Annotated in this window: 9 protein-coding genes; 5 read left to right on the top strand and 4 right to left on the bottom strand. The window is 59.5% G+C overall.

Annotated elements, in window-relative coordinates; all coding sequences use genetic code 11:
* The first annotated feature begins 1 nt into the window (after position 1).
* Both RUM8411_RS18765 and RUM8411_RS18760 read left to right on the top strand, forming a co-directional pair.
* The gene (locus tag RUM8411_RS18765; protein WP_085824255.1) at positions 2-799 is read left to right on the top strand and encodes a cyclase family protein; all 798 of its coding nucleotides are present in this window, start codon (positions 2-4) and stop codon (positions 797-799) included.
* Positions 792-1304: a thioesterase family protein gene (locus RUM8411_RS18760; RefSeq protein ID WP_085824254.1), complete on the top strand. Its 513-nt coding sequence runs from the start codon at positions 792-794 to the stop codon at positions 1302-1304. Before RUM8411_RS18765 ends, RUM8411_RS18760 begins: the two co-directional genes overlap by 8 nt.
* A 6-nt stretch (positions 1305-1310) precedes the next feature.
* Here the strand turns inward: RUM8411_RS18760 and RUM8411_RS18755 are convergent, their stop codons facing one another.
* The 3 genes from RUM8411_RS18755 to RUM8411_RS18745 form a co-directional block, all read right to left on the bottom strand.
* Positions 1311-5366, bottom strand: a complete 4056-nt coding sequence (locus RUM8411_RS18755) for a translocation/assembly module TamB domain-containing protein (RefSeq protein WP_234995294.1) — start codon at positions 5364-5366, stop codon at positions 1311-1313.
* A gap of 20 nt (positions 5367-5386) precedes the next feature.
* Positions 5387-7192: an autotransporter assembly complex protein TamA gene (locus RUM8411_RS18750; RefSeq protein ID WP_085824253.1), complete on the bottom strand. Its 1806-nt coding sequence runs from the start codon at positions 7190-7192 to the stop codon at positions 5387-5389.
* Between the two features lie 157 nt (positions 7193-7349).
* Positions 7350-8573 carry a urate hydroxylase PuuD gene (locus tag RUM8411_RS18745; protein WP_085824252.1) on the bottom strand — a complete coding sequence of 408 codons (1224 nt, stop codon included), beginning with the start codon at positions 8571-8573 and terminating at the stop codon, positions 7350-7352.
* A gap of 96 nt (positions 8574-8669) precedes the next feature.
* Here RUM8411_RS18745 and RUM8411_RS18740 point away from each other — a divergent pair, with 96 nt between their 5' ends.
* The gene (locus tag RUM8411_RS18740; RefSeq protein WP_085824251.1) at positions 8670-9590 is read left to right on the top strand and encodes a LysR family transcriptional regulator; all 921 of its coding nucleotides are present in this window, start codon (positions 8670-8672) and stop codon (positions 9588-9590) included.
* Between the two features lie 127 nt (positions 9591-9717).
* On the opposite strand, the gene uraH is transcribed toward RUM8411_RS18740, so the two are convergent.
* Complete coding sequence (uraH, locus tag RUM8411_RS18735) at positions 9718-10074, bottom strand: hydroxyisourate hydrolase (RefSeq protein WP_085824250.1); 357 nt, start codon at positions 10072-10074, stop codon at positions 9718-9720.
* Positions 10075-10235: 161 nt separating this feature from the next.
* Here uraH and puuE point away from each other — a divergent pair, with 161 nt between their 5' ends.
* Both puuE and RUM8411_RS18725 read left to right on the top strand, forming a co-directional pair.
* Positions 10236-11654 (top strand): allantoinase PuuE, encoded by a 1419-nt coding sequence (gene puuE, locus RUM8411_RS18730; RefSeq protein WP_085824249.1) that lies wholly within the window; start codon positions 10236-10238, stop codon positions 11652-11654.
* On the top strand, positions 11651-12136 hold the full coding sequence (locus RUM8411_RS18725) for an ureidoglycolate lyase (RefSeq protein ID WP_085824248.1): 486 nt from the start codon (positions 11651-11653) through the stop codon (positions 12134-12136). The genes puuE and RUM8411_RS18725 overlap by 4 nt, the downstream gene beginning before the upstream one ends.
* Positions 12137-12165: the final 29 nt, after the last annotated feature.

The raw sequence follows: 12165 nt of genomic DNA, 5'->3' as shown, positions 1-12165 counted from the left end.
AATGGCGCGTCGTTTCGTTGATCTTTCGGTTCCGTTGGAAACCGGTATCGTTTCTGACCCGCCGATCATGTTGCCGGAAATCGAATATCTGACCCATGACCAAACCGCGGAACAGGTCATGGCGTTCTTTCCGGGCTTGCAGAAAGAAGATTTGCCGGGGGGCGAGGGCTGGGCCATTGAGCGGCTTCAGATCGCGACCCATAATGGCACCCACTTGGACGCGCCGTATCATCATCATTCCACCATGAACAAAGGCCAGCGGGCGATCACCATAGACGAAGTACCGCTGGAGTGGTGCATGAACCCCGGTGTAAAACTGGATTTCCGGCATTTCGAAGACGGCTATGTTGCGTCCGCCGCCGATGTTGACGCAGAACTGAAGCGTATCGGTCATGACTTGCAACCGCTGGATATCGTGGTGGTGAACACCGCAGCTGGTACACGGTACGGGCAGGCTGACTATCTGACAAAAGGCTGCGGCATGGGTCGCGAGGCGACCATGTACCTGACCGAGCGAGGTGTTCGTGTCACTGGAACGGATGCCTGGAGCTGGGATGCGCCATTTCCTCTGACTGCCCGCCAATATGCCGAAACGCAGGATCCCTCGATCATTTGGGAAGGGCATCGTGCTTCGATGGACATCGGCTATTGCCACCTCGAAAAGCTGACCAATCTCGAAAACCTGCCGCCTTCAGGTTTCGAAATCTCGTGCTTTCCGTTCAAGATCAAAGGGGCCTCGGCAGGGTTTGTGCGCGCTGTCGCGATTTTCGAGACCGAAGAAGGAACACCAGATGAGTGAACCACTAAGCGGCCATGACGGCCCATATGATGCGCCGATTGTTGTTCGGGGGTTCTCGGTGCTGCCAGAGTGGATTGACTATAACGGGCACATGAATGTTGGATTTTATGGTGTGGTTTTTGACATGGCGCTGGAACGGCTGATGGTCGATCATCTTGGGCTAGGAGAGGGTCAGGTCGCCGCACTTGGGCAGGGGCCCTATGTGCTGCAATCAAGTATGAATTTTCTGCGCGAGGCCCAGCCGGATGAGCCTCTCTATTTCCGGTTTCGGATGCTGGATGCCGACCAGAAACGCGGCCACTATTTTGCGCAGATGGTCTCGGGTGTTGATGATGTGGTCTGCGCCACGCAAGAGGCGTTGTTCATGAATGTCAGCCACGCGACAGGGCGGTCGGAACCCTATTCGGATTGGGCTGCCGCGCGGCTGGCGCGTATGGTCGCTGATCACGCGGATCTGGAGCCCGCGTCGCAGGTTGGGCAACAGATTGGCATTCGTCGAAAGTAAGCGCCTTTAGTAGTCTCGTTCGAAAAATACACCCACGCCGGTTTCACCACGTCCGTCGACCGTGCCGCGTACGGTGAAATTGTCGGTTACGCCCAGGTTCAGGTTTACCTCGGTATCGCCCTCGGTGTTGACGGTGAAATCAGTATACAGATTGTCGCTGAGGTATGCGCCTGCGCCCAGACGCCCCGCGCCGCCTGCTGATGCGCCGATATCTACCGTGTCGACACCGGTTGCATCCCTCAGCCCCTTGGTTGCGTCACCGCCGGCGCCGCTGAGTTGTGCCAATGACGCCGCCATCTGGGCAATTACAAAGGGTGACAGTTCCGAGAACCGATTGCCGAACAACAACATGGCCAGCGCCTCTTCTGTCGGGCGTTCAGGGTCTGAAAACACGTCGACCTCAGGCGCATCCAATGGACCGGCGATTTCGATTGTGGCGGTCCCGTCCGAGGTGCTGGTCGAGGATTCGAACTCGATATACGGCGTCAGATCCCCCTGCAGGGTCACGATACCCTTGGTCAGCGCCAACCGGCGTCCCAGAATATCAAAATTGCCGCGGATCAATTCGATCTGACCAGACGGGATGACCGAGGTTGTAGTCCCGCCAATGAATAACCGGCCACCAAGTTCGGCATTCACACCGCGGCCACGGACAAACACCGCTTTGGGGGCCAACAGGCTGATATCCAGCGCGATGCGGGACTCACCTTTGGTGGCATTCTCATCGACTACCAGGCGCGCGCGCTCGCGGGTCAGATACGCGGGTGCGCTTTCGTTGACATGTTCGATGTCCGGGATAGGTGCCGCGCCCACCGCACCGGCGGCAGCGGCGAGGTTGATGTTGGTTTCTTCAAACGTGATCTGCCCTGAAATCGCGCTGTTACCTGCTAATGCGCCGGTCATGGCGATCTGACCGTTCAGGGTGGTTTCGTACAACAGCCTGTCCGTCAGAACGAGGCTGTTGAGCTGGGTGACGATGTCGGCATTGAATGGCGGCGTCAGATCCACGGGTCCGGCGACCGTAAAGTTACCACCCGCCCGCACTCCGCCATTCAAGGAAATCGTCGCGCGGCTTTGTGCCAGATCGACCGACCCGCTGATGCCTGTGATCGTCTGCCCGATGCCCGGTATCGCCATTGAGGTGCCCGAGGTTGTGATCGAACCGCTAAGCGCATCCAGTGCGGGTTCGCCTTTCAGCGCCAGGTCAAACCGGGCCGTTCCGTCGATTTTGTTGGGCGATATAAACAAGTTGGCGACACCGATATTGATCCCGCCAGTGGCCTTCAGATCCGCCTCGCCGGAGCCTTCATCGAAGGTTCCAGAAACATTGCTGCTGATCTGCGCTGGCCCGTCGGCCTTGGCATTGACGGTCCAGACGCCGTTGTCGCGCTTGGCATTGCCTTTGGCGGAGACGGTGCCGGGAAACTCGGGCGCAAACCGTTCGATCCTGTTCAGCTTGGCATCAAAATCCACGTCTGCCGAGCCGTCATTGTTCACCTGACCTTTGAGCGAGGCGAAAGAGCTGTCCGGCCCGCGCAGGTTGGCTGTGCCTTCCAGCCCGGACGCGGTCGGGGCAACATTGCCATCCAGCGTCAGTGGCCCCGACAGTGTGGTGGCGATCCGCGACATGTCGTCCAGAACAACGGAATAATCCAGACCGCCAGAGGCGCGATCTACTTTCCCCGACGCATTGGCCGAAAGGGCGGTGCCTTTCAGGCTGAAGGTCCGCACATCCAGACCCTCATCGCCGTTTTCGGCATCGACGGTCAGGGTGGTCCGCCCCTTGATCAGCTTGTCGACAATATCGATGCCGGTCTGAATGTCGTCGGCGTTCAGATTGCCTTGCACATCAAACACCCGGCTGGAAAGGTTGCCGTTGCCTTGCACTGTAGCGTCGAGGGACCCGCCGAGGTCGCGGCCGGCAAGGCCCGAAAACAGCGAAAGATCGGGTGCGTTCACGCGGGCGTTCCCATCAACTGACAGATCTCCGGTCGGGTCGTTCACGGTGGCGGCAACCTGCGCGGTCAGGGCGGTTCCGTTGACGGTCGCTTCACGGATCTCAATCTGATCAGCCGTGCGCGCTCCATCCCATGTGATCGAGGTCTGCCCGCTCAGCAGTGGATCGATCTCGGGCATGCCGGTTTTAATGTCTTGCCCTTTGATGCTGGCGGTTCCGTCAAATTCCAGCGTTTGCACCGTGCCTGTACCGTTCAGCTGTGCCTGCAAGGAACCGCCAAGATCACGCTGGGCCAGACCCGAAAAGACGGCCAGATCGGGCGCGTTCACGCTGGCTTGCCCGGTGATGGAGAGATTGCCATCAGGCGTAGTGACCTCGCCACTGGCCTGGGCCTGTGCAGCCTCGCTGTTCAGCTCGAACGCGCGGATGCTGATGCCATCAGAGCCGCGGCTGCCGTCCAGCGTGATCGTCGTTTCTCCTTTGATCACTGGATCGATATCGTCACGGCCGGTAACCAGGTCGCTGCCTTCGACAACCAGCTTGCCGTCAAAGCTGCCTTCCAGCGGCGATCCCTTGCCATTGACCCGGGCCGTCGCCGACCCGCCCAGATCCATTTTGGCCAGATCGGAAAACCGCGACAAATCCGCCGCATCCAACTGGGCTGACCCGTCAACCGTAAGACCGCTGTTCAACCCGGCGATCAGCGCATCCAGGGCCAGGGTGTAGTCTGTGCCTACCAGCTCAAATCCCGACAGGTTCAGCGATTTGTCACTGCCATAGGCAAACTGACCGTCCAGAGTGATGCGTTGACCCAGCGCCGTGGTCAGTGCCGCATCGCTTAGGTCGATCCCGTCCACGATGGCCTGAAGGTCGCCTTGGACGGTCATCGCATCGCCCTGTTCCAGCGTGCCCTGCGCCGTGATCCTTGCATTGTCCAGTTTGGCTTGTGGCGACTGGAAAGCATCTGCTGTCAGGCTCAGGTCCCACAGGTTGCCATTCTGTTGGTCAAACAGAGCTGAGATTTGCGCCGCCTCGATCGAGGTCTCTCCGTCTGCGACCGGCAGAACCACGGTTTCGCCATCAGGCGGGGTAATCCGCCCTTGCAGCGCGGCCAGTTGTAAGGTGCCGCCCTCGGCCAGTTTCAGTTTACCCTTCACTTCCAGTGCTTGCGTCGTCAGTTCCAGATCCGAGATGTCCAGCGCGCCGCGCGGTTTGGTCTGGCCATCCACAAAAAGGCGCGTTTTGGGTCCGAAGAACGGGTCCAGATCTTCGGCCATGAACGGTGTCAGGTCACCGCCTAGATCGGCGGTAAAGGCGATCCCGTCCGCAGCACCGGTTTCGGCGGCCTGCAGGCGGACCTGTCCGGTGACCTGAGGCTGCTTATCGCTGCTCAGCGCAATGTCCGCCGTGAAATCAGTCAACGGTCCAGCGCCTTGCGCCGACAGACCCAATGCGGGGCTGTCGGGTATGTTCAGCGCGGTTGAGATCAACCCGCCTTCTGCCTCGTTCACCAGCAGATCCAGATTGATCTCGCGCGAGGTGTTCTGGAACCCGGCAGTCAGCGTGATCCTGTCGCCGGACCGGTCCAGACGGATAATGTCCAGCTGCGTGTCCAGCGTGCCATCGGCCAGCGACAAGTTCCCGGTAACCGAAAGATCAGCTGCCACCCCGATCAGCGGCTCACCCAATGACAGCTCGTCGATTTTGATTTCACCGATCTCGATGGACACCGGCAGCTCGGGCAGTTGAAAAGGCTGTGTTTCCGCCGATGGCGGCGGTGTTTCCTTTGTGGTTGTTCCGGGTGTGCGGGCGATGTCGATTTCCTGCGCTGTCAGTGTATTGACCGAGAACCGGCCACGGATCAGGGCCAAACGGTTCCAGTCCAGCTCGGCATCCTTGATTGTCAGCCAGACCCCTTCGTCGTCCGAGACGGTAATCTCTTCGATCGTGGCACGCGCGCTTAGTGCCCCTTGCAGACCCTTGACCGAGACGTTCTGGTCATCCCCCGACAGCGTGTCCTGAAGGAACTGCTCGATCATGCTGCCGCCGCTGTCGTCCTGTGCTGCGACAGGTGGTGCGGACAGCACAAGAACAGTGGTCAGCACAGGGTATGAAAGCCGCCGTATCAAAATGCCTGCCCGATCCCGATATAGAATTGCAAACCGTCGCCCGTATCTCCCTGTACCGGAAGGGCAAGGTCAAGTCGCAGGGGGCCGAAACCGCCCAGATCGTACCGGACCCCAAGCCCGGCACCCGAATGGTATTCCGCCCCGCTGCCGATGAATGAGGACGTGTCCACCACACCATAATCGTAAAACCCGACCAGCGATATCGTGTCCGTAATCTTCCCGCGCACCTCGCCGGAAAGTCCAAGAAAGGACTTACCCCCGGCCACGCCGCCTCCGACTGGTATGCCGAGGCTTTCGAAAGGTTGTCCACGGACCGTTCCAGCACCGCCCGAGAAGAACAGGAAGTCGGGCGTTACCCCGTCGGGGGATGGACCAATGATCGACCCCAACTGGGCGCGACCGGCCAGAACAATCCGCCCATTTGTACGCAGGCTGGTATAACCGCGCCCGTCAAAGAACATCCGAAGGCCAGTTTCCGTACCAGACAGTCCGACAAATGGCATGACCTGTGCATCCAGGTAATACCCGCGTGTGGCGCTGACTTTGCTGTCGCGTTGATCCCATTCGGACCGGAACGGGATGATGAAATAACGAAACTTGCGGCCATCGCCATAGGCATCATCCGCATCCGACCACTGAAACCCGATCGAAGCCTCGGCATAAAGCCGGTCGGAAAAGGTGCGTCGTGCACCATAGGCCAGCGACGCGACTGATACGTTGTAGTTCTCGGTGTTGCGCCGTTCCAGCAGGGCGCTCCAAAACGTGTTGTCATCCGGCCCCAGCCGGTCGGGCTGATCCAGACGCAGGCCGATACGACCGTCCAGGTCTTCGGTACCGCCGATATTGCGCAGCGCGGCTTCGAACCGCAGCCTCTCGGCGCGTCGGAAAACGTTTCGGTGCGTCCAGGTCGCGGTCAGGTCCAGCCCGGCGTTAGAGGCAAGCTCTACCCCGAAGGTCAGGCGGCGTTTGGGCAGGTCCTCGAATGTGGCATCGAAATCCAGCGTGCCATCGGCGTTGGGAGTGTCTTTTTCCTCGATCGAAACGACATTGAACGTGCCGGTGCGGCGCAGCCGCGTGCCGACCCTTTGAATTTTCTCCGGCGAATAGACTTCTCCGGTGGGAAAGCCTGCGATCTTCTCGATTGATCTGTGGCGCACATCGGTGTCGCCCGAGATAATCATTTTGCCAAAGGTCAGGCGCGGCCCCGGCTCGAGGTCGATTTCAGCGTCCAGCTTTTTCTGCACATGGCGGGCAATGACCCGCTGTCCGTCAACGGTGGCCTTGGCGTGGCCCGCATTGCGCCAGCCCTGAACTCCGGCCGAGGCTGCCTGTTGAATGGCACCGGTTGTGGCCAGCTTTCCGGTGGCGAACTCCTCGGGCAACATGGTGTCGGGGGCAACCGGTTCGACAATGGCTGTGCCAAAGGTAAAAGTGGGGCCGGTATTGACGGTAATGAGAGCGCGATTGATCTTTGCCGGTACACTGAGAGAGCTTAGGTCTGCGGCTTCCTGACCATCCAGCTTGATGCTGACGATGGGGCTGAAATACCCTTCGTCATACAGGATTTGAACGATTGTGCGATAATCGGACAACGCGGCAGACAAGATCTCCAGCGGTGTGTCCAGCCCGCGATCCTCGGCCGTAGCGATTGAGGATGTTTCTTCAATCCGCTCAACCAACGCCTTTGGTGCACCGGGTGCTGACAGCGTTGTTTCCAGGGCGGCCAGTGAGGTCGGCAGAATGGCGACAGCAATGCCGATAAGGCACTTTTTGACAAAGACCTGCGGCCTGCTCCTGTGCATCGAATGGCTCCAACTGCCCCAAGTCGAAATCAATATCGCCGTCTTATGTAAACAACGGCTGATATTACTCATGTTAGAGCATCAGTTTCCGCGCAGGGAAAGGACTTATCGAAAGACAGCCCGAAATAAAGGCGTGTGTGCTTGTCCTACTGGTGTTTCAGGACCCGGCACTGCGGAACCAACGAATGATCGCCTCGCGGTCTTCGGGTTCCATATAGGTCACGTTGGCTGGCGGCATAGCGTGGCTGACGCCCGCCTGCAGGTAGATTTGTTTGGCGTTGCGGGCAATGTCGCCTTCGGTCTCCAGCAGCACGCCTTTTGGGGCCCATAGGATACCCTCCCACACAGGTTCGCGCGCGTGGCACATGGAACAACGGCCCAGCACGACGTCATGTGCCTCTTCGAACCCGTCAGCGGCTGCGAAACGCTGTTCAAATGGCGTCAAAGGCTGCGCCTCGGCTTCTTCCAGCGGTTTGTACATGGGTGCGGTGGACAGCCACATAATGGCGATGAACAGCAACGCGGTGACCAGCCATGTCCAGGTCGGATTGCCCGTGCGGGCATGGCGTGTGTTGAAGTAATGCCGGATCGTGACACCCATCAGGAACACCAGTGCGGCAATGATCCAGTTGTATTCGGTCGCGAAGGCCAGCGGGTAGTGGTTCGACAGCATCAGGAACACGACCGGCAGTGTCAGGTAGTTGTTGTGGGTAGAACGCAGCTTGGCGATCTTGCCGTATTTCGGATCGGGCGTGCGCCCGTTTTTTAAGTCATCCACCACGATGCGCTGGTTTGGCATGATGATGAAAAACACATTGGCGGTCATGATCGTGGCGGTGAATGCGCCCAGATGCAGCATCATTGCGCGACCGGTGAAGATCTGGTTGTAACCCCAGCCCATCGCCACCAGCAGAACAAACAGCAGCACCATCAGCAGGGTGGGACGTTCACCCAGCCCCGATTTGCACAGGAAGTCATAGATCAGCCAGCCAATGGTCAGTGACGCAGCCGAGATCAGGATGCCCTGCCACAGCGCCAGATCAGCTTTCTGCGCGTCGATCAGGTAAAGCTCTCCGCCGACCCAATAGACGATCATCAACAGCGCTGCGCCGCTGAGCCACGTGGCATAGCTTTCCCATTTGAACCAGGTCAGGTGGTCCGGCATCCGCTCGGGCGCGACCAGGTATTTCTGGATGTGATAGAAACCGCCGCCGTGCACCTGCCATTCCTCGCCATCCGCCGGGCCGGGGATGTCGCGGTTCAGGCCAAGGTCCAGCGCGATGAAATAGAAGGACGATCCGATCCATGCGATGGCGGTGATTACGTGCAGCCAGCGCACGGCAAAAGCCATCCAGTCCCAGAACACGGCGAAGTCGTACATGAAAGATCTCTCCGATTGCTTACCGCTACACTAGGCAAGCGGGCTTTTCTTCGGTATTCCCGTATATTGTCAAACTGTATCAAAAAAAACGATAAGATGTCCTATCTCGATAACATCCGCACCTTCGTCAGGGTCTACGATCTTGGTAGTATGTCAGCCGCCGGGCGAGACCTGCGGATTTCACCTGCGGTGACGTCGGCCCGGATTTCCCAGCTTGAGGATCATCTGGGCGTGCGTCTGTTTCAGCGCACGACGCGCAACCTCAGCCCGACCGAGCAGGGGCGGGCCTTCTATCCGGGTGCGGTGGCGGTTCTGGATGCGGTAGATGAGGCCGAGGCGCAGGTCGTTCACTTGACCGAGGCACCGCGCGGGTCGCTGTTTGTGGCGGCCCCATTGGGCGTCGGGCGCAGGTTACTTGCGCCGCATGTGCCTGATTTTCTGGCGGAATACCCCGAGATTGACGTTCGCCTGCGTCTGACGGACCGGTCTGTGGACCTGACGACTGAAGGGCTTGATCTGGCGTTTTTCATCGGTCAGCCCGAGGACAGTACCCTGCGAATCCGCAAGATCGCGGATTGTCAGCGGGTCCTGTGTGCGGCACCGGACTATGTCAAACGCCGCGGCATGCCAATCACCGGGGCCGATCTGGTCGCTGATAAGCACGAGTGCCTGAACCTGCGCTTTCCGGGGGCCTCGGAGTTCCAATGGGTGTTGGATACGCCCGACGGCCCCAAGCGGTTCGCAGTGTCAGGCCGGTTCGAATGCGATGACGGAGATGTTTTGACCGACTGGGCTCTGTCCGGGCAGGGCATCGCGATGAAACCGATGTTTGAAGTCGCAGACCATCTGAGCGCCGGGCGTCTTGTGCCTGTTGCGGTTGAGACGCCTCCGGTTCCTGTGCAGATGGCGTGTCTGTACACCCATCGGCGGCACCAGGACCCCAAGGCGCGCCTGTTCATGGACTTCATGATTGCGCGCGTTGCAAAGGTCGTGCGCAGTGCCGAGGTTGCAGATTAAGAAACACTACCGCCCCTGTTTGTGCCCAGCGGGCCCTGCACAGCGTTGGGCCGGGCGCCGCGGCAAAGCCGCGGCGCAGGTGCGCGGTGTTCAAAGCGACGCAGAGGCGGGTGCCTGCCGTGACGGTTCAGCTGCCCCGGTAAGTTGAATACCCGTAGGGCGACAGCAAGAGCGGCACATGGTAATGCGCGTCAGGGTCTGACATGCCGAACCGGATCGGCACCTGATCCAGAAACAGGGGATCATCCCCGTCCTGACCGGTGGCGCGCAGGTAATCTCCGGCGAAAAAGATCAACTCATATGTGCCCGTCTTGAAGGCATCTTGTGGCAGAATGGGACTGTTGGTGCGTCCGTCCGCGTTGGTTTCCATGACGGCCAGTTCACGGCGGGTGTCTCCGGAGGTTTCATATAGAATGATTTGCAGCCCATCGGCCGGACAGCCGCGCGCCGTGTCCAGAACGTGGGTTGTTAAATAGCCAGCCACGGGTATCTCCTTTGATTTGTCTTTTGGTTTGCCACAGTGTGACGCAAAGTTCAAAACAGTGGAAATGCCTAAAGAACCGGAAACAGCGTTCGGATTAGTTTGATAATCATGAGCGTCTTTCTAGGCTAATGCTGTTACAACGCCCAACAACGGAAGATGCCATGCAGCCGCCTCGATACCCCCGTGACATGATCGGATACGGAGCCAATCCTCCAGACGCCGCCTGGCCGGGTGGTTCCCGGCTGGCCGTACAAATCGTGCTGAACTACGAAGAAGGCGGTGAGAACTGTGTGCTGCACGGGGATGCAGCATCCGAGGCGTTCCTGTCGGAAATCGTAGGCGCGGCGCAATGGCCGGGTCAGCGGCATTGGAACATGGAATCGATCTATGAATACGGGTCGCGCGCGGGGTTCTGGCGTTTGCATCGGTTGATGCAGGATATGCCGATCACTGTTTATGGTGTGGCGACAGCCCTGGCCCGGTCACCTGATCAACTAGCGGCAATGAAGGACGCTGGGTGGGAGATCGCCAGCCACGGCCTGAAATGGGTCGAACACAAGGACATGTCCGAGGACGAGGAACGCGCGCAGATTGCCGAGGCCATCCGTTTGCATTCCGAGGTCGTCGGCGAACGCCCGCGAGGCTGGTATACTGGCCGCTGCTCTGAGAACACGGTGCGCTTGGTGGCAGAAGAGGGAGGGTTCGCCTATGTGGCTGACACCTACGCGGATGATCTGCCCTACTGGGTGCAGACCGGCGGGCGGGATCAGTTGATTGTGCCCTACACGCTGGATTGCAACGACATGCGCTTTGCCACGCCGCAGGGGTTCAATGCGGGTGATCAGTTCTATTCCTACCTCAAGGACAGTTTCGACGCGCTTTACGCCGAAGGTGAAGCGGGCGCGCCGAAGATGCTGTCGATCGGGTTGCATTGTCGTCTGATCGGGCGTCCGGGACGCGTGATGGCCTTGAAGCGGTTTCTGGATTACGTGCGCGGGTTTTCGGATGTGTGGTTCGCGACGCGGCTGCAGATCGCCGAACATTGGGCGACACAGCATCCCCCCAGGCGGCAGCCGAGACCGTCTCAGATGGATCGTGAGGTCTTTGTCGCGACCTATAGCGGAATCTTTGAGCATTCCGCCTGGATTGCCGAACGGGCCTATGCATTAGAGCTGGGACCGGCCCATGACACGGCGGGCGGGTTGCTCAACGCGCTGACCCGCATGTTCCGGTCGGCCACGCCGGAAGAGCGGCTGGGTGTGCTGACCGCGCACCCGGATTTGGCCGGCAAGCTGGCGCAGGCCAAGCGGCTAACGCAGGAAAGCACATCCGAACAGGCCTCGGCCGGGTTGGATGCGCTGACCGATGCAGAGCGGGCGGCTTTCACTAAGCTGAACCAACAATACACCGACAAGTTCGGGTTTCCGTTCATCATCGCGGTGCGCGATCACGACAAAGCCTCGATCCAGGATGCGTTTCAGCGTCGGATTGACCAAAGCCGCGATGTTGAATTCGCCGAGGCCTGCCGACAGGTCGAACGGATTGCTGCGTTCCGCCTTCAGGACTTGCTGCCGTCATGAGCCACAGGGTTGTGATTGCGCCCTTGACGGCTGAGGCATTTGCGCCTTTTGGCGACGTGATCGATTGCGCGGGCGATCCGGACAAGCTCATCAATCAGGGACAGTGTGGCCGGTACCACGACCGCGCGGCGCTGGACTTCTCGGATGGTCGGGCAGGGGTCAGCCTGTTCAATGCAAACCCACGCAGCTTGCCTTATCAACTGGAAATGGTTGAGCGGCACCCCGAGGGCAGTCAGGCCTTTATCCCGATGACGCACCAATCGTTTCTGGTAATCGTCGCGCCGGATATCGCGGGCCAGCCGGGTGTGCCACTGGCCTTTTGCACAGCGCCGGGGCAGGCGGTGAATTACCACCGGGGCACATGGCACGGCGTTCTGACACCGTTGCAGGGTTCGGGGCTGTTTGCAGTTGTCGACCGGATCGGGGCGGGCAGCAATCTGGAAGAACACTGGTTCGACACTCCGTATGAGGTTGTGCCCTGACCATTGAAGCCGCGGGATAAGCGGCAAGA

Source organism: Ruegeria meonggei, assembly GCF_900172215.1.
Lineage (GTDB): Bacteria > Pseudomonadota > Alphaproteobacteria > Rhodobacterales > Rhodobacteraceae > Ruegeria > Ruegeria meonggei.
Note: the sequence above shows the minus strand (reverse complement) of the source record. Positions and strands in the feature narration are given on the sequence as shown.